The organism is Stenotrophomonas daejeonensis (assembly GCF_001431505.1).
GTDB classification, from domain to species: domain Bacteria; phylum Pseudomonadota; class Gammaproteobacteria; order Xanthomonadales; family Xanthomonadaceae; genus Stenotrophomonas; species Stenotrophomonas daejeonensis.
Genome location: NZ_LDJP01000043.1, coordinates 1 through 17,530, shown reverse-complemented (window position 1 = coordinate 17,530; position 17,530 = coordinate 1). Strand labels below are relative to the sequence as shown.

Sequence of the window (17,530 nt, the reverse complement as noted above, 5' to 3'; positions counted from 1 at the left end):
TATTCCGTACAGGTCAACGCCAGAAATGCATCAGCACGCCCAGCAGGGCGATCAGGCCGATGATCATCACGAAAGCGTAGTGATAGAGGAAACCGGATTGGGTGCGGCGCAGCAGGTTGGCGGCCAGCTCGACCACGCGGGCCGTGCCGTTCACCACCACGCCGTCCACCACCTTGCTGTCGATGGCGCGCGAGGCCTTGCCCAGCTGCACGCTGCCGCCGGCGAAGCCGTCGATCCACAGCTTGTCGAAGCCGTACTTGTTCTCCAGCACCGAGACCAGCGGCGACAGGCTCTTGCGGGCCTTGCCGGCCAGTTCCGGCTTCCAGACGTAGAACACCCAGGCCAGCGCGAAACCGGCCACGGTCAGCCAGAACGCCGGCGCGGTCAGGCCGTGCAGCGCGAACTGCACCGCGCCATGCCAGCCTTCCTTGCCCAGCTCGGCGATGGTGTCGCGCGCCGGGTTGTTGAAATCGACGATGCCGGTGAAGAACGACATCGCCTGCCCCGGGATGCCGTGGCCGCCGGCATGGCCGGTCCAGTCGGTGCCGAACAGCATCGGACCGACGGTGAAGAAGCCGATCAGCGCCGACGGGATCGCCAGCAGGACCAACGGCAAGGTCACCACCCACGGCGACTCGTGCGGCTCGTGCGCGCCGTGGCCGTGGTGGTCGTCGTGATGGCCGTGGCCATGATCGCCGTGCGCGTCGCGGAAGCGTTCCTTGCCGAAGAAGGTCAGGAACAACAGGCGGAAGCTGTAGAAGCTGGTGACGATCACGCCACCCAGCACCGCCCAGTAGCCATAGGTGGCCACCCAGCCGTGCGAAGCGTGGGCATGCAGCTCGGCCGCCTCGATGATGGTGTCCTTCGAGTAGAAGCCGGAGAAGAACGGGGTGCCGACCAGCGCCAGCGTGCCGATCCACATGGTGATGTGGGTGATCGGCATGTATTTGCGCAGGCCGCCCATCTTCAGCATGTTCTGCTCGTGGTGCATGCCGATGATGACCGAGCCGGCGCCGAGGAACAGCAGCGCCTTGAAGAAGGCGTGGGTCATCAGGTGGAACACCGCGCCCGAGTAGGCCGACACGCCCAGCGCCACGGTCATGTAGCCCAGCTGCGACAGCGTGGAATACGCAACGACGCGCTTGATGTCGCTCTGCACGATGCCGATCAGGCCGGTGAAGAAGGCCGTGGTGGCGCCGATGAACAGGATGAAGTCCAGCGCCGCCTGCGACAGCTCGAACAGCGGCGACATGCGGGTGACCATGAAGATGCCCGCGGTCACCATCGTCGCGGCGTGGATCAGCGCCGAGATCGGGGTCGGGCCTTCCATCGAGTCCGGCAGCCACACGTGCAACGGCACCTGCGCCGACTTGCCCATCGCGCCGACGAACAGGCAGATGCAGATCACCGTGGCGATGCTCCACTGGTGGTTGCCGATCAGCTGGATCGTGGCATGGCCGACCACGTCGTTGCCGAGCGCGGCGCCGGCATTGGCGAACACGGTGGCGTAGTCCAGCGAACCGAACACCCACAGCACGCCGGCGATGCCGAGCAGGAAGCCGAAGTCGCCGACGCGGTTGACCAGGAACGCCTTCATGTTGGCGAAGATCGCGCTGGGCTTCTTGAAGTAGAAGCCGATCAGCAGGTACGACACCAGGCCCACCGCTTCCCAGCCGAAGAACAGCTGCAGGAAGTTGTTGCTCATCACCAGCGCGAGCATCGAAAAGGTGAACAGCGAGATGTAGCTGAAGAAGCGCTGGTAGCCGTCGTCGTCGGCCATGTAGCCGATCGAGTAGATGTGCACCAGCAGCGACACGAAGGTCACCACCGCCATCATCATCGCGGTCAGGCGGTCGACCATGAAGCCGACGTGCGCCGAGTACTGGCCGACCTCGAAGAAGGTGTAGACGTTCTGGTTGAACGGCTGCGCCCCGCCCCACAGCAGCTGGTACAACACGTGCAGCGACAGCGCGCAGCTGACCGCCACGCCGAGGATGGTGACGTACTGCGCGCCCTTGCGCCCCACCTGGCGACCGAACAGGCCGGCGATGATGCTGCCGAACAGCGGCGCCAGCACCACTGCAATCAACAGACTCTTGGAGAGAGTGATTTCCATCTGCGGTTCAGCCCTTCAACGAATCGACTTCGCCCACGTTGATGGTGTGGCGTGTACGGAACAGGGTCACCAGGATCGCCAGGCCGATGGCGGCCTCGGCCGCGGCCACGGTGAGGATGAAGAACACGAACAGCTGGCCGGCGGTGTCGCCGAGCTCGCGCGAGAAGGCGACGAAGTTGATGTTCACCGACAGCAGCATCAGCTCGATCGACATCAGCAGCACGATGATGTTCTTGCGGTTGAGGAAGATGCCGGCCACGGAGATGCAGAACATCACCGCGCCCAGCGCGAGCATGTGGCCCAGGGAAATCATGGCTTGGCCTCCTCGCCGCCGTCGTTCTTGGTTGCGGCCGGCTTCTCGGCCGCCATCTTGATCACGCGCAGGCGGTCGCCGGCCCTGACCATCGTCTGCGCGGTCGGGTCCTGCGTCTTCACGCCGGTGCGGCGGCGCAGGGTCAGCATCACCGCCGCGACCACCGCCACGGTCAGGATCACCGCGGCGAACTCGAACGGCAGCAGGTACTCGGTGAACAGGCTGCGCGCCAGCCAGGTGATGTTGGAGCTGTCGGCGGCCAGCGCGGCGGCGTTGTCGGCCGGGAACGCCTCGACCGAACGCGCCTTGATGCCGATCAGGGTCAGCATCTGCACCAGCATCACCACCGCGACCACGAGCCCGACCGGCAGGTAGCGCACCCAGCCTTCGCGCAGGCTGGAGGTGTCCACGTCGAGCATCATCACCACGAACAGGAACAGCACCATCACCGCGCCGACGTACACCAGCACCAGGGTCACGCCGAGGAACTCGGCGCCCACCAGCAGCCACACGCAGGCGACGGAGAAGAAGGTCAGGATCAGGCACAGCACGGCGTACACCGGGTTGCGCACGCTGATCACCGAGGCGGCGGCGACGCCGGCCACGACCGCGAAGAACCAGAAAGCGATATTCAACCAATCCATCTTCCGGTCCTCAGCGGTAAGCGGCGTCGGCGGCGCGGCGCTCGGCGATCTCGGCTTCCAGCCGATCACCCAGCGCCAGCAGCTGCGGCTTGGTGACGATGTTCTCGCCACGGTTCTCGAAGTGGTATTCGAGGACGTGGGTTTCCACGATCGAATCCACCGGGCAGCTCTCCTCGCAGAAACCGCAGAAGATGCACTTGAACAGGTCGATCTCGTAGCGGGTGGTGCGGCGGGTACCGTCCTCGCGCTTGGCCGAGTCGATGGTGATGGCCAGCGCCGGGCATACCGCCTCGCACAGCTTGCAGGCGATGCAGCGTTCCTCGCCGTTCGGGTAGCGGCGCAGCGCGTGCAGGCCACGGAAGCGCGGCGACTGCGGGAACTTCTCCATCGGGTACAGCACAGTGTACTTCGGCCGGAACGCGTATTTCAGCGTCAGCCACATGCCGGCGATCAGCTCCAGCAGCAGCAGGCTCTTGAAATAGTGGGTGATCTTTTTCATGAATCAAACGCCCCTCTGGATCACGCCGTAGAACACCATCAACGCGGTCACCGCGATCCACGCGATGGTCAGCGGGATGAACACCTTCCAGCCCAGACGCATGATCTGGTCGTAGCGGAAGCGCGGGAACGTGGCACGGAACCAGATGTACGAACTTGCGAAGAACAGCACCTTCAGCAGCAGCCACGGCCAGCCGCCGGTCCAGACCCAGTTGACCCACGGCGACACGTCGGCCGTGATCCAGCCCTGCAGCGGGCTCAGCCAGCCGCCGACGAAGAAGATCGAGATCAGGAAGCTGACCAGGATCATGTTGGCGTACTCGGCCAGGAAGAACAGCGCGAACGCACTGCCGGAGTACTCGACCATGTGCCCGGCGACGATTTCCGACTCACCCTCGACCACGTCGAACGGCGAACGGTTGGTCTCGGCCACGCCGGACACCCAGTACACGACGAACAGCGGCAGCAGCGGCAGCAGGAACCAGTCGAAGAAGCCCGAGCTGCCCTGCTGCGCCAGCACGATCTGGCTCAGGTTCAGGCTGCCGGCGGCGATCATCACGCCGACCAGGGCGAAGCCCATCGCGATCTCGTAGCTGACCATCTGCGCGGCCGAGCGCATCGCGCCGAGGAAGGCGTACTTGGAGTTCGACGCCCAGCCGGCCAGGATCACGCCATAGATGCCCAGCGAGGTCATCGCCAGCAGGTACAGCAGGCCGACGTTGGCGTTGGACAGCACCAGCTTGTAGTCGAACGGCACCACCGACCACGCCGCGAACGACGGCGCCAGCACGATCAACGGCGCCAGCACGTAGATCGCCTTGTGCGCGCTGGCCGGGCGGATGATTTCCTTGAACAGCAGTTTGAAGACGTCGGCGAACGCCTGGAAGATGCCCATGCCGACGTACATCGGCCCGTGGCGCACGTGCATCCAGCCGATCAGCTTGCGCTCCCAGACCACGTAGAAGGCCACCGAGATGATCACCGGCATGGCAATCAGCAGGATCTTCAGCACGGTCCACAGCACCAAGCCGATGTCGCCCAGCGACAGGAACCACTGGTACAGCGGGTCGACCGCGTTCAACAGCAACTCGTTCATGCAGCCACCACCGTTACCCGAGCGGCGCCCAGCGGCGCGGTGGCGCCGTGGCCCGATTCAATCCAGACCGTGCCGGCGGCGACGCGCGCGTCGACCACGACCGGCAGGGCCGCCTTGCCGGCATCGGTGCCGACCTTGGCCATCTGCCCTTCGACCAGTTGCAGGCGCGCGGCATCGTCGGCGTTGAGCACGATACGCGGCGCGTTGTTCAGCGGATGCGCCTGCAGCGCTTCGGCGCGGCGCACCACCGCGTCGGTGCGGTAGATCGCCGGGGTACAGGCCACTTCCAGGCCCTCGCCCGCCACCTGCGGCTGCGCCGAGGCGGCCACGGCGACCTGCACTGGCTGCAGGCCGGCACGCAGGCCGGCCAGGTCGGTGAAGTCGAAACCGGCCAGTTGCAGTTCGCCGCCCAGTGCGCGCAGCACGCGCCAGCCCTCGCGGGCCTCGCCCGGCAACTTGCCGCCGGCACGGGCCTGCTGGTCGCGGCCGTCGAGGTTGGTCAGGGTGGCGTCGATTTCCGGCAGCGCGCCGATCGGCAGGATCACGTCGGCGACGTCGCGGGTGGAGACACAGGCGAACTGGCTGAACGCCACGACCTTGCCTTCCAGCAGCGGCTTGCGCGCGGCCGGCGCATCGGCAAAGTCCAGACCCGGCTCGATGCCGTACAGCACGTAGGCCTTGCGCGGCTGCGCCAGCATCGCGCCCACGTCCTTGCCGGCCGGCAGCACGCCGACGCGCGACAGGCCGACGGCGTTGGCACCCTGCGGGATGCGGCACAGCCTGGCGCCGGTGGCGGTGGCGAACTCGCGCGCGGCGGCGCGGATCGCGGCGGCCTGCGGGTGGTTCTCGGCGATCGCGCCGACGATGACGACGGTGTTGCCGCCAGCCTTCACCGCCTCGCGCAGTTCCGCGTTGCCCAGCGCTTCGACGAACTTCGACGGGGCGACGATCTGCTTGCCTGCCAGGGTGAAGGCGAAATCGAAATCGACCGGGTTGACCGCGAAGATCTGCGCGCTCCTGCCGGTCTGCGCCTTGCGCAGGCGGGCGTGCAGCAGCGGCAGCTCGTGGCGGATGTTGCTGCCCAGCAGCACGATGCGGTCGGCGTTCTCGATCTCGGCCATCAGCAGGCCGAACGGCTCGGCCACGGCGGCGTCGGAGAAATCGCGGTTGTTGATGCGGTGGTCGATGTTCTGCGAACCCAGCCCCGCCGCCAAACGCGCCAGCAGCGCGCCTTCCTCGTTCGAGGTGGACGGGTGCACCAGCACGCCGAGGTCGTCGCCACGGTGGGCTTCGAGGATTTCACGGGCGGCGGCCAGGCCCTCGGCCCAGCTCACTTCCTGCCACTCGCCATTGACCTTGCGCAGCGGCTTGACCGCGCGGTCGGCGGCGTACAGGCCCTGGTGCGAGTAACGGTCGCGGTCGGACAGCCAGCACTCGTTGACCATCTCGTTGTCGCGCGGCACGGTGCGCAGCACTTCGCCGCGGCGCACGTGCAGGAACAGGTTCGAGCCCATCGCGTCGTGGTAACCCAGCGATTCGCGCGCGGTCAGCTCCCACGGGCGGGCGCGGAACTGGAACACCTTGTTGGTCAACGCGCCCACCGGGCACACGTCGATGACGTTGCCGGACAGTTCGGTGGTCAGCGGCTTGCCGTCATAGGTGCCGATCTGCAGGTTCTCGCCGCGGTACATGCCGCCCAGTTCATAGGTGCCGGCGATCTCCGCGGTGAAGCGGATGCAGCGGGTGCACTGGATGCAGCGGGTCATCTCGGTGGCGACCAGCGGGCCCATGTCCTCGTCGGCGACCACGCGCTTGCGCTCGTTGAAGCGGCTGACCGAACGGCCATAGCCGAGCGAGACGTCCTGCAGCTCGCATTCGCCGCCCTGGTCGCAGACCGGGCAGTCCAGCGGGTGGTTGATCAGCAGGAACTCCATCACCGAGCGCTGGTACTTGAGCGCCTTCTCGTTGCGGGTCTGGATCTTCATGCCGTCCATGACCGGCGTGGCGCAGGCCGGCGACGGCTTCGGCGACTTCTCCACGTCCACCAGGCACATGCGGCAGTTGGCCGCGATCGGCAGCTTCTCGTGGTAGCAGAAGCGCGGGATCGGGATGCCGGCCTTGTCGGCGGCCTGGATGATCATCGAGCCCTTGGGCGCGAACAGCGTCTGCCCATCGATCTCGATGGTGACGTGTCCTTCCGGCGCCACCGGCGCCTCGCTCGGGTTCACGGGTTGCGCGCTCATGCGGCAGCAGCCTCCACCTTCTTGCCGTCAACCATCGAATGACCGTTGACGATGTAGTACTCGAATTCGTCCCAGAACTGGCGCAGGAACCCCTGGATCGGCCACGCCGCCGCTTCGCCGAAGGCACAGATGGTGTGGCCCTCGATCTGCCCGGCGACGGTGCGCAGCTGGTGCAGGTCCTCCATCGTGGCCTTGCCGGCGACGATGCGCTCCAGCACCCGGTGCATCCAGCCGGTGCCCTCGCGGCACGGGGTGCACTGGCCGCAGGATTCCTTGTGGAAGAACTGGCTGATGCGGCAGGCGAACTTGACGCAGCACACGCTGTCGTCCAGCACCACGATGGCGCCCGAGCCCAGGCCGGTGCCGAGCGCGCGCAGGGTGTCGTAGTCCATCTGCAGGCCCTTGAGCTGCTCGGCCTTGAGCACCGGCATCGACACGCCGCCCGGCACCGCCGCCTTCAGCGTGCGGCCCGGACGCAGGCCGCCGGCCATTTCCAGCAGCTCGTCGAAGGTGGTGCCCAGCGGCACTTCGAAGTTGCCGCCCTTCTGCACGCAGCCGGAGACCGAGAAGATCTTCGGGCCGCCGTTGGCGGTCAGGCTCAGGCCCTTGAACCACTCCGGGCCGTTGCGGATGATCGCCGGCACCGAGGCATAGGTCTCGGTGTTGTTGATCGTGCTCGGCTTGCCGTACAGGCCGAAGTTGGCCGGGAACGGCGGCTTGTAGCGCGGCTGGCCCTTCTTGCCTTCCAGCGACTCCATCAGCGCGGTTTCCTCGCCGCAGATGTAGGCGCCGGCGCCCAGCGCGCCGTAGATGTCGATGTCCACGCCGCTGCCCAGCACGTTCTTGCCCAGCCAGCCGTGCTTGTAGGCATCGGCCAGGGCCTGCTCGAAATGCTCGAACGGCTCGTGGTGGAACTCGCCGCGCAGGTAGTTGTAGGCCACGGTGGAGCCGGTGGCGTAGCAGGCGATCGCCATGCCCTCGACCACCGAATGCGGGTTGTAGCGCAGGATGTCGCGGTCCTTGCAGGTGCCCGGCTCGGATTCGTCCGAGTTGCACAGGATGTACTTCTGCGGCGCGTCCTTGGGCATGAACGACCACTTCAGGCCGGTCGGGAAGCCCGCGCCGCCGCGGCCGCGCAGGCCGGACTGCTTGACCATCTCGATGACGTCGGCCGGCGCGATCTTCTCTTCGAGGATCCTGCGCAGCGCGGCGTAGCCGCCGGTCTTGAGGTAGTTCTCGTACGACCACGGGGTGTCGTAGTGCAGCGTGGTGTAGACCACCTGGTGCGGAAGCGGCGCCGGTCCGACCGGGCCCTTGGATTCGTGGTGTGCCATGCCTTACTCCAGCCCGTCCAGCAGCGCGTCGACCTGGTCCAGCGTCAGGCGCTCGTGGTAGTGGCCGTTGATGACCATCATCGGCGCGCCCGCGCAGCCGGCCAGGCACTCCTCCTCGCGCTTGAGGTAGACGCGGCCGTCCGCGGTCGATTCGCCGTGCTTGATGCCCAGCTTCTTCTCGCAGTGGCGCACGATGTCCTCGGCGCCGTTGAGCCAGCAGCTGATGTTGGTGCAGATGGCGACGTTGTTGCGGCCGACCTTCCCGGTCTCGAACATCGAGTAGAAGCTGGCGACCTCGTAGGCCCACACGAACGGCAGGTCCAGGTACTTGGCCACCGCGGCGATCAGCTCGTCGTTGAGCCAGCCCTGGTTCTGCTCCTGCGCGGCATGCAGGCCCTGCAGCACCGCCGAGCGCTTGCGCTCAGGCGGGAACTTCGCCAGCCAGTGATCGATGTGAGCACGGGTCTTGTCGCTCAACACCACCATCGGGTCGACGTCGCGCGCCGCCTCGAAATTGCCTGTCGCCTTCATCGGCCGACCTCAACGAATACCGGATTCTTGGAAACCGATGCCCGCGGCAGCGAAGCCGCGCAGGCACCGGGCGTTGTGCGATGGCCCGGCATTACCGGTCGACCTCGCCGAACACGAGGTCGTAGGTGCCGACCATCGCCACCACGTCGGCCAGCATGTGGCCACGCACCACCGAGTCGATCGACGACAGGTGGGCGAAGCCGGGCGCGCGCAGGTGCGCGCGGAACGGCTTGTTGGCACCGTCGGACACCAGGTAGCAGCCGAACTCGCCCTTGGGGGCTTCCACCGCGGCGTAGGTTTCGCCGGCCGGCACGCAATAGCCTTCGCTGAACAGCTTGAAGTGGTGGATCAGGGCTTCCATGTCTTCCTTCATTTCCGCCCGCTTCGGCGGCGCGACCTTGAAGTTCCTGACCATGACCGGGCCGGGGTTGGCCTTCAGCCACTGCACGCACTGCTTGACGATGCGGTTGGATTCGCGCATCTCGGCGACGCGGACCAGGTAGCGGTCGTAGCAGTCGCCTTCCTTGCCCAGCGGGATGTCGAAGTCCACCGCGTCGTACTTGGCGTAGGGCTGCTTCTTGCGCAGGTCCCACTCGATGCCCGAGCCACGCAGCATCACGCCGGTCATGCCCCATGCCAGCGCATGTTCCGGGGTGACCACGCCGATGCCGACGGTGCGTTGCTTCCAGATGCGGTTGTCGGTGAGCAGGGTCTCGTATTCGTCGACGCGCTTGGGGAACTCGTTGGTGAAGTTCTCCAGGAAGTCCAGCAGCGAGCCTTCGCGGGCGGCGTTCAGGCGCTTGAGCGCGCCGCCCTTGTGCCAGCGCGACTCCTTGTACTTCGGCATCGCGTCCGGCAGGTCACGATAGACGCCGCCCGGACGGTAGTAGGTCGCGTGCATGCGCGCGCCGGACACCGCTTCGTAGCAGTCCATCAGCTCCTCGCGCTCGCGGAATGCATACAGCATCACCGCCATCGCGCCGAGGTCGAGCGCGTTCGAACCCAGCCACATCAGGTGGTTCAGGATGCGGGTGACCTCGTCGAACAGGGTGCGGATGTACTGCGCGCGCTCCGGCGCCTCGATGCCCATCAGGGTTTCGATGGCGCGCACGTAGGCGTGCTCGTTGCACATCATCGAGCAGTAGTCCAGCCGGTCCATGTAGCCGATGGACTGGTTGAACGGCTTGGACTCGGCCAGCTTCTCGGTGGCACGGTGCAGCAGGCCGACGTGCGGATCGGCGCGAACGATGGTTTCGCCGTCCATCTCCAGGATCAGGCGCAGCACGCCGTGCGCGGCCGGATGCTGCGGGCCGAAGTTCATGGTGTAGTTGCGGATCTCCTGCCGAGCTTCGGCGGGATTGCTGGCGAACGCTTCGTGCGCCTGCTGGAACTCGTTCACTTGCTTGCCTCCGTCTGCGCGCGCTCGCCTTCGGCGGTCTGGTAGCGGGCGTCGTCGCGGATCACGCGGGCCACGCCGACGCGCGGCTCGACCGAGGTCACCGGCTCGTAGACCACGCGCTTCTTCTCTTCGTCGTAACGCACTTCGACGTTGCCGATCAGCGGGAAATCCTTGCGGAACGGGTGGCCGACGAAGCCGTAGTCGGTCAGGATCCGGCGCAGGTCCGGGTGGCCCTCGAAGATCACGCCGTACAGGTCGAACGCCTCGCGCTCGAACCAGTTCAGGCCCGGCCACACGCCGGTCAGCGAAGCCACCACCGGCAGCGACTCACTCGGCGCGAAGCAGCGGATGCGCAGCAGCTGGTTGTGCTTATAGGAGCGCAGCTGGACGACGACGGCGAAGCGCTGCTGCGGCATCGTGTCGGGCTGCGCCCCTTCGCCGCCTTCCTCGTGGCTGGGGAACTCGCCCCAGGCGAAGCGGCCGGTGGCCTTGCCCTCGACGCCGCGGCTGAAGCCCTGCGAGGACACGTCGGCGGTGTCCCACTCGTCGCTGCCGTAGCCGAGGTAATCGACGCCGCACAGGTCGGTGGCGTGCTCGAAGCCGAGCTCGTCGCGCAGCGCCAGCGCCGTGGCATGCCAATCGGCCGCGGGAACCTCCAGCGTCACTTCGCCGCGCGGTTCGACCACGGTGATCTGCGCACCGGCGAAGCGCGCGCGAAGTCGGTCGATGAGTGGTGCTGCTTGCTGGGCCATGAGGCTGGCGTGCTCTTGAACTTGAAGGGGAATCAGCGGGCGATGGTCTGGGTGCGCCAGATCTTCTTCTGCAGCTGCAGGATGCCGTAGACCAGCGCCTCGGCGGTCGGCGGGCAACCCGGGACGTAGACGTCCACCGGCACCACGCGGTCGCAGCCACGCACCACCGAATAGGAATAGTGGTAGTAGCCGCCGCCATTGGCGCAGCTGCCCATCGAGATCACCCACTTCGGGTCGGGCATCTGGTCGTAGACCTTGCGCAGCGCCGGGGCCATCTTGTTGACCAGGGTGCCGGCGACGATCATCACGTCGGACTGGCGCGGCGACGGGCGGAACACCACGCCGTAGCGGTCCAGGTCCAGGCGCGAGGCGCCGGCGTGCATCATTTCCACCGCGCAGCAGGCCAGGCCGAAGGTCATCGGCCACATCGAGCCGGTGCGCGCCCAGTTCAGCAGGGCGTCGACGCTGGTGGTCACGTAGCCCTTGTCGAGCAGCGGGTTGTCGCCTTCGGGGCGCAGGATGTCGTCAACCCGCCCTTCCGGGATGGGGTTGTTCATCAGGCCATCGAGCGTCTGAATCACTCCCATTCCAGCGCTCCCTTCTTCCACACATAGATAAAGCCGAGGAACAGCATGCCCACGAACAGGCCCATTGTGACGAGCGAGCGGGCGCCCAGCTCCATGAACACCTGGGTCCAGGGCACGATGAAGATGATTTCCAGGTCGAAGACGATGAACTGGATGGCGATCAGGTAGTAGCGCACGTCGAACTTCATGCGCGCGTTCTCGAACGCCTCGAAGCCGCATTCATACGGCGAGAGTTTCTGCTCGTCGGGGCTGCGGGGACCAAGGAAGCGACCGACCAGCATCAGAGCGATGCCAATGCCGGTGGCGACGATCAGGAACAGCAGGGACGGCAAATATTCGGCCAGCACAGCGATTCTCTCTTGCCTCTGCCCGGGCACCTGCGGGTGCCAAGGCATGGGGTTGACGGGATTTGCCACGGCGGGTGCTGCCGCAACCCGCGTACCCGCGTACGAACAATGGTGCCCAAGAGGGGACTCGAACCCCTACGACTCTCGTCGCTACCACCTCAAGGTAGTGCGTCTACCAATTCCGCCACCTGGGCTTTGCATCCGCGCATCTGCCTGCGCAGTGCGCCGCGCATTGTAACCGTCTTCAGTCTTTGTGTGCGCTTTCGGCGGGCTTTTCTTCGCCCTGTTGCGTGGCATTTTCGGCCGGAGCGGCAGCCGGCGGCACTTCGGCTTCGGCCGGCACGGTCGCCTGCGGCACGGCCTGCAGTTCGCTCACCGGCGCCGCCGGCGCTTCGATCTGCGACATCACGCCCAGGCCCTCGTCGGCGGGGCGGCTGCCGCGGCTGGCGTACCAGGCCATGAACAGGCTGATGCCGAAGAACACCACGGCCAGCCACTTGGTGCTCTTGGACATGAAATTGGACGCGCCGCGCGCGCCGAACACCGTGCCCGAGGCACCGGCACCGAACCCCGAACCGGCGGCCGCACCGGAACCGCGCTGCATCAGGATCAGCGCGATCATCGCGATCGCCACCAGCACATAGATCACATTGAGGATCGTCATCAACATCGCAAAACCGTCCCGGACATTTCGTTAGCGGCTGGCCGCCGCCTGTGCGATGGCCAGGAAATCGGCAGCCACCAGCGAGGCGCCGCCCACCAGCCCGCCATCGACGTCGGGCTGCGCAAACAGCTCGGCGGCGTTGTCGGGCTTGACGCTGCCGCCATACAGGATCGGCAACGAATCGGCGATTCTAGCATCGCGCCCGGCAACTTCGCCACGGATGAACGCATGCACGGCCTGCGCCTGCCCCGGGGTGGCGGTGCGGCCGGTGCCGATGGCCCAGACCGGCTCGTAGGCCACCACCGCCCGCGCGAAGGCGGCCACGCCGGCCAGTTCCAGCACCGGCGCCAGCTGCGCGGCGATGACCTGCTCGGTCGCCCCGGCCTCGCGCTGCTCCAGCGTCTCGCCCACGCACAGCACCGGGACCAGCCCGGCATTGGCCGCGGCGACGAACTTGCGCGCCACCAGTTCGCTGCTTTCATGGTGGTACTGGCGGCGCTCGGAATGGCCGACCAGGCCGTAACCCGCCCCCACGTCCACCAGCATCGACGCCGACACCTCGCCGGTATAGGCGCCCTTTTCGTTGCTGCTGACGTCCTGCGCACCGAAGGCCAGCGCCGTGCCCTCGAAATCCTCGACGAGGTCGCCCAGATAGGGCAGCGGCGGCAGGATCACCAGTTCCACCCCTTCCAGCGGCAGGCCGGCGGCCACCTGCCCCACCAGCTCGCTGGCGAATTGACGGCTGCCATGCAGCTTCCAGTTACCGGCAACGATCTTGCGACGCATTCAGGAACGACTCCCTTGAAAAGTGGGCGAAGGATAGCCCACTACAGACAGCCGCAGGACAAGCGGCGGACAACCCGGGACAAACCCGATATTCCGGGTAGTGCCGGCCGCTGGCCGGCAACCGCAACAATGACAGGGTAGGTCGGGGCTGCGTCCCCGACGCTTGATGTCGAATGCATGGAGCGTCGGGGACGTAGCCCCGACCTGCGGATGGCGAGGAGTGCGAGGTTGCCGGCCAGCGGCCGGCACTACCCGCAAGTACAAAGGCCGCCTCGCAGCGGCCTCCGTTGCTTACTTCAGCTTGATCTCGCGCAGGCGCTCTTCGAGGAAGCCGTGGGCGGTGATCGGCTCCGGGTAGCGGCTGGGGTTGTCGGCGCTGATGCACGAGGGCAGCACGTCGATCAGGAAATCCGGGTTCGGGTGCAGGAAGAACGGCACCGAGTAGCGCGGCTGCCGCGCCAGGTCGCCCGGCGGGTTGACCACGCGGTGGATGGTGGACGGGTACACATGGTTGGTCAGGCGCTGCAGCATGTCGCCGATGTTGACCACGATGGTGTCCGCGTCCGAGGTGAACGGCACCCACTCGCCCTCGTGCGACTGCACCTCCAGCCCGGCGGCGCTGGCGCCGACCAGCAGGGTGATGAAGTTGATGTCGCCATGCGCGCCGGCGCGCACGTTGGGGATGTCGTCGGTGGTGATCGGCGGGTAGTGGATCGGGCGCAGGATCGAGTTGCCGTTGTTGGTCTTGTCGGCGAAATAATCCTGCGGCAGGCCGATGTGCAGCGCCAGCGCCGACAGCACCCGCGAACCCAGCGCATCGAGCTTCTGGTACAGGCCGTAGCCATGCTCGCGGAAGCCCGGCACTTCGTCCGGCCACAGGTTCGGCGGCATCACCGCGCGGTACTTGGAGTCGTCGGCGATCTCGCGGCCGATGTGCCAGAACTCCTTGAGGTCGAAGTGCTTGGAGCCCTTGGCGGTTTCCACCCCGAACGGAGTGTAGCCACGGGCGCCACCGCCGCCGGGGACGTGGTACTGCTTCTTCACTTCCTCGGGCAGGGCGAAGAACGCCTTGAACACGCCGTAGGCGGCGTCGATGTCGGCCTGGGCGATGCCGTGGTTGCGGATGCCGGCAAAGCCCCACTGGCGGTAGGCCGCGCCCAGCTCGGCCACGAAGGCGTCGCGGTCGCTGTCGAAGCGGGTGATGTCGAGGGTGGGAATGCGGGAACTCACGGGACTACTCCTGGGGAAGAATCGGGGCGCCGACGTTGCCGCCGCGCCCTGGTGAATGCATTAATCCGGCTCAGGCCACCCCGGCGGCGGTCCTGACCGCGTCGGCGAGGCGCTCGAGCGTGGCCTGCACCAGCCCGGCATCGTCGGCCTCCACCGTCACCCGCACCACCGGCTCGGTGCCGGACGGGCGCAGGAAGGCGCGGCCGCGGCCGGCCACCGCCTGCTGCGCGGCCGCCAGCGCCGCCACCACCGCGTCGGACTGCACCATCGCCTTGGCCGGCACGCCCTGCCCGACCCGGACGTTGACGGTCTGCTGCGGCACCCGGCTCAGGCCAGCCAGCGCCTGCTGCAGGGTGATGCCGCGGTGCTTGAGCACTTCCAGCACCTGCAGGGCGCTGATGATGCCGTCGCCGGTGGTCGCCCGGTCCAGGCACAGCAGGTGGCCAGAGGCTTCGCCGCCGAGCACGCCGTCGTGCTCCAACAGCGCCTGGTGGACGTAGCGGTCGCCGACGTTGGCGCGGATGAAGCCGATGCCCGCCTTCGCCAATGCCTGCTCGAAGCCGAAGTTGGTCATCAGCGTGCCCACCACCGGGCCGCGCAGGCGGCCGCTGGCCTGCCAGTCCAGCGCCAGCAGGTACAGCAGGTCGTCGCCGTCGTGGACGTTGCCGTCACCGTCCACGAACAGCAGGCGGTCGCCGTCGCCGTCGAAGGCGACGCCCAGGTGCGCGCCAACCGCGCGCACGCGTTCGGCCAATGCTTCCGGATGCAGCGAACCGACGCCGTCGTTGATGTTCACGCCATTGGGCTCGACGCCGATGGCATCGACGCTGGCGCCCAGTTCGCGCAGCACCAGCGGCGCCACCTGGTAGGTCGCGCCATGCGCGCAGTCCACCGCGATGCGCATGCCGGACAGGTCGAAGTCGCGCGGCACCGAGTTCTTGCAGGCCTCGACGTAGCGCCCGATGGCGTCGCGGGTACGCACCGCCTTGCCCAGCTGCTCGGACGGCACGGTCGAGAACGGCAGGTCGAGCGCGGCCTCGATCGACAGCTCGGTGGCGTCGTCGAGCTTCTCGCCCTGCGCGGAGAAGAACTTGATGCCATTGTCGTGGTGCGGGTTGTGCGAGGCGGAAATGACGATGCCGCCGTCGGCGCGCAGCGAGCGGGTCAGGTGCGCCACCGCCGGGGTCGGCATCGGCCCCATCAGCTGCACGTGCACGCCGGCGGCGACCAGCCCGGCCTCCAGCGCGGCCTCGAACATGTAGTTGGAGATGCGGGTGTCCTTGCCGATCACCACCAGCGGCTTGCGGCCGGTGCCCCGCGCCTGCAGCGCCTTCACCAGCGTCTGCCCGTAGGCGTTGCCCAGGCGCAGCACGAAATCGGCGGAAATCGCCCCTTCGCCGACCCGGCCACGGATGCCGTCGGTGCCGAAATACCTGCGCGCGGCCATCAGGCTGCCGCCGTATCGTCGCCCGGGCGCGACTGGCGCATCAGCATCGCCAGCAGGTCGGCCAGGCGCTCGCGCATCTGCCGACGGTCGCAGATCTGGTCGATGGCGCCGTGCTCGAGCAGGAACTCCGAGCGCTGGAAGCCTTCGGGCAGCTTCTCGCGCACGGTCTGCTCGATCACGCGCGGGCCGGCGAAGCCGATCAGCGCCTGCGGCTCGGCGATGTTGATGTCGCCCAGCATCGCGAACGAGGCCGACACGCCGCCGGTGGTCGGGTGGGTGAGCACCGAGATGTACGGCAACCCGGCCTCGCGCAGCTTGGCCAGCGCGGCCGAGGTCTTGGCCATCTGCATCAGCGAGAACAGGCCTTCCTGCATGCGTGCGCCGCCGCTGGCGGAGAAGTTGACGAACGGGCAGCCCAGCTCCAGGGCGGTTTCGGCGGCCAGCGCGAAGCGCTCGCCGACCACCGAGCCCATCGAGCCGCCCATGAAGGCGAAGTCGAACGAGGACGCCACCAGCGGGCGGCCCTTGAGGGTGCCGCGCATCGCCACCAGCGCGTCGTACTCGCCGGTGTTCTTCTGCGCGGCCTTGATCCGCTCGGCGTACTTCTTCTGGTCCTTGAACTTGAGCAGGTCGGTCGGGCCGAGGCGGGCCGCGATCTCGGTGGTGCTGTCGGCATCGAACAGCGCCGCCAGGCGGGCGCGGGCGCGGATCGCCATGTGGTGGCCGCACTTCGGGCAGACCTCCAGGTTCTCCTCCAGCTCCGGCCGGTACAGCGCCGCGCCGCAGCTGCTGCACTTTTCCCACAGGCCCTCGGGGACGCTGCGTTTCTTGGTCGGCGAGTTGTCGGTGCGGATGCCGGACGGCATCAATTTGCTGATCCAGCTCATGCGGGATGACGGTTCCGTTCAGGGCGGCCGGGGGCCGCGAGAAGGCCGACAGTCTAGCGCGCGGCGGCAAACCGACGGTAGCGTACAGCGCCCGGCGCCCCTGCCCCGTACCGCCCGAAAACCGCCGTGACCATCCATTTCCGCCAGATCGACAGCCCGCTGGGGCCGCTCACCGTGTCCGCGTCCGAGAACGGGCTGCATGCGGTCGAGTTCCCGGAAGACGACTGGTTCCTGCCCCGCGATGGCTGGCGCGAGGCCGACCATCCGCTGCTGTCACGGGCGCGGGTGCAGCTGGACGAATACTTCGCCGGGCACAGGCGCGCCTTCGACCTGCCGCTGGCGCCGCAGGGCACGCCGTTCCAGCGCGAAGTCTGGTTCGCCCTGGCGGACATTCCCTATGGACAGACCAGTACCTACGCGCAGCTGGCCGCGCGGCTGGGGCGCCCCGGCGCCAGCCGCGCGGTGGGCGCGGCCAATGGCCGCAACCCTTTGGGCATCATCCTGCCCTGCCACCGCGTGGTCGGCGCCAATGGCGCGTTGACCGGGTTCAGCGGCGGGCTGGAGGCCAAGCGGTTTTTGCTGGAACTGGAAGGGGCGTTGCCGAAGCCGGCCACCGATCTGTTCGGCCAAGCAATATAGGAGTCAACTGTCATTTC

Annotated in this window: 18 protein-coding genes and 1 tRNA gene; 1 reads left to right on the top strand and 18 read right to left on the bottom strand. The window is 67.3% G+C overall.

The features are described 5' to 3' along the window. Window positions 1-13: 13 nt before the first annotated feature. The 18 genes from nuoL to accD all read right to left on the bottom strand — a co-directional run bounded on the left by nuoL (window position 14) and on the right by accD (window position 16,874). Window positions 14-2,116 (bottom strand): NADH-quinone oxidoreductase subunit L, encoded by a 2,103-nt coding sequence (gene nuoL / locus ABB34_RS07790; protein ID WP_057640729.1) that lies wholly within the window; start codon window positions 2,114-2,116, stop codon window positions 14-16. A gap of 7 nt (window positions 2,117-2,123) precedes the next feature. Further along, entirely contained in the window at window positions 2,124-2,429 is a 306-nt protein-coding gene (nuoK, locus tag ABB34_RS07785; protein ID WP_057640727.1) for an NADH-quinone oxidoreductase subunit NuoK, read from the bottom strand. Then, window positions 2,426-3,073 (bottom strand): NADH-quinone oxidoreductase subunit J, encoded by a 648-nt coding sequence (locus ABB34_RS07780; RefSeq protein WP_057640725.1) that lies wholly within the window; start codon window positions 3,071-3,073, stop codon window positions 2,426-2,428. The genes nuoK and ABB34_RS07780 overlap by 4 nt, the downstream gene beginning before the upstream one ends. Window positions 3,074-3,083: 10 nt before the next feature. Next, on the bottom strand, window positions 3,084-3,572 hold the full coding sequence (gene nuoI / locus ABB34_RS07775) for an NADH-quinone oxidoreductase subunit NuoI (protein ID WP_057640722.1): 489 nt from the start codon (window positions 3,570-3,572) through the stop codon (window positions 3,084-3,086). Between the two features lie 3 nt (window positions 3,573-3,575). Further along, window positions 3,576-4,667, bottom strand: coding sequence for an NADH-quinone oxidoreductase subunit NuoH (gene nuoH / locus ABB34_RS07770; protein ID WP_057640720.1), 1,092 nt, complete (start codon window positions 4,665-4,667; stop codon window positions 3,576-3,578). Further along, a complete protein-coding gene (gene nuoG / locus ABB34_RS07765) occupies window positions 4,664-6,910 on the bottom strand; it encodes an NADH-quinone oxidoreductase subunit NuoG (RefSeq protein WP_057640718.1) in 2,247 nt (748 codons plus the stop codon). The genes nuoH and nuoG overlap by 4 nt, the downstream gene beginning before the upstream one ends. After that, window positions 6,907-8,244, bottom strand: coding sequence for an NADH-quinone oxidoreductase subunit NuoF (gene nuoF, locus ABB34_RS07760; protein ID WP_057640716.1), 1,338 nt, complete (start codon window positions 8,242-8,244; stop codon window positions 6,907-6,909). Before nuoF ends, nuoG begins: the two co-directional genes overlap by 4 nt. A 3-nt stretch (window positions 8,245-8,247) precedes the next feature. Then, on the bottom strand, window positions 8,248-8,775 hold the full coding sequence (gene nuoE / locus ABB34_RS07755; protein WP_057640714.1) for an NADH-quinone oxidoreductase subunit NuoE: 528 nt from the start codon (window positions 8,773-8,775) through the stop codon (window positions 8,248-8,250). 91 nt (window positions 8,776-8,866) lie between these two features. Then, window positions 8,867-10,174: an NADH-quinone oxidoreductase subunit D gene (locus tag ABB34_RS07750; RefSeq protein ID WP_057640712.1), complete on the bottom strand. Its 1,308-nt coding sequence runs from the start codon at window positions 10,172-10,174 to the stop codon at window positions 8,867-8,869. Then, on the bottom strand, window positions 10,171-10,926 hold the full coding sequence (locus ABB34_RS07745) for an NADH-quinone oxidoreductase subunit C (RefSeq protein WP_057640709.1): 756 nt from the start codon (window positions 10,924-10,926) through the stop codon (window positions 10,171-10,173). The genes ABB34_RS07750 and ABB34_RS07745 overlap by 4 nt, the downstream gene beginning before the upstream one ends. A 32-nt stretch (window positions 10,927-10,958) precedes the next feature. Beyond that, complete coding sequence (locus ABB34_RS07740) at window positions 10,959-11,513, bottom strand: NuoB/complex I 20 kDa subunit family protein (RefSeq protein ID WP_057640706.1); 555 nt, start codon at window positions 11,511-11,513, stop codon at window positions 10,959-10,961. Then, complete coding sequence (locus ABB34_RS07735) at window positions 11,504-11,860, bottom strand: NADH-quinone oxidoreductase subunit A (RefSeq protein ID WP_057640705.1); 357 nt, start codon at window positions 11,858-11,860, stop codon at window positions 11,504-11,506. Before ABB34_RS07735 ends, ABB34_RS07740 begins: the two co-directional genes overlap by 10 nt. Before the next feature lie 109 nt (window positions 11,861-11,969). Beyond that, window positions 11,970-12,054: transfer RNA gene (locus ABB34_RS07730), tRNA-Leu, on the bottom strand. Window positions 12,055-12,104: 50 nt separating this feature from the next. After that, on the bottom strand, window positions 12,105-12,530 hold the full coding sequence (secG, locus tag ABB34_RS07725; protein WP_057640703.1) for a preprotein translocase subunit SecG: 426 nt from the start codon (window positions 12,528-12,530) through the stop codon (window positions 12,105-12,107). A gap of 24 nt (window positions 12,531-12,554) precedes the next feature. Beyond that, entirely contained in the window at window positions 12,555-13,310 is a 756-nt protein-coding gene (gene tpiA / locus ABB34_RS07720; RefSeq protein WP_057640702.1) for a triose-phosphate isomerase, read from the bottom strand. Window positions 13,311-13,601: 291 nt separating this feature from the next. Further along, window positions 13,602-14,540 carry an isopenicillin N synthase family dioxygenase gene (locus tag ABB34_RS07715; protein WP_057640700.1) on the bottom strand — a complete coding sequence of 313 codons (939 nt, stop codon included), beginning with the start codon at window positions 14,538-14,540 and terminating at the stop codon, window positions 13,602-13,604. Window positions 14,541-14,610: 70 nt separating this feature from the next. Continuing rightward, window positions 14,611-15,987, bottom strand: a complete 1,377-nt coding sequence (gene glmM / locus ABB34_RS07710; protein WP_057640698.1) for a phosphoglucosamine mutase — start codon at window positions 15,985-15,987, stop codon at window positions 14,611-14,613. Next, complete coding sequence (gene accD / locus ABB34_RS07705; RefSeq protein WP_057640697.1) at window positions 15,987-16,874, bottom strand: acetyl-CoA carboxylase, carboxyltransferase subunit beta; 888 nt, start codon at window positions 16,872-16,874, stop codon at window positions 15,987-15,989. The genes glmM and accD overlap by 1 nt, the downstream gene beginning before the upstream one ends. A gap of 126 nt (window positions 16,875-17,000) precedes the next feature. On the opposite strand from accD, the gene ABB34_RS07700 reads away from it, so the two are divergent. Then, the gene (locus ABB34_RS07700; RefSeq protein ID WP_057640695.1) at window positions 17,001-17,513 is read left to right on the top strand and encodes a methylated-DNA--[protein]-cysteine S-methyltransferase; all 513 of its coding nucleotides are present in this window, start codon (window positions 17,001-17,003) and stop codon (window positions 17,511-17,513) included. Window positions 17,514-17,530: the final 17 nt, after the last annotated feature.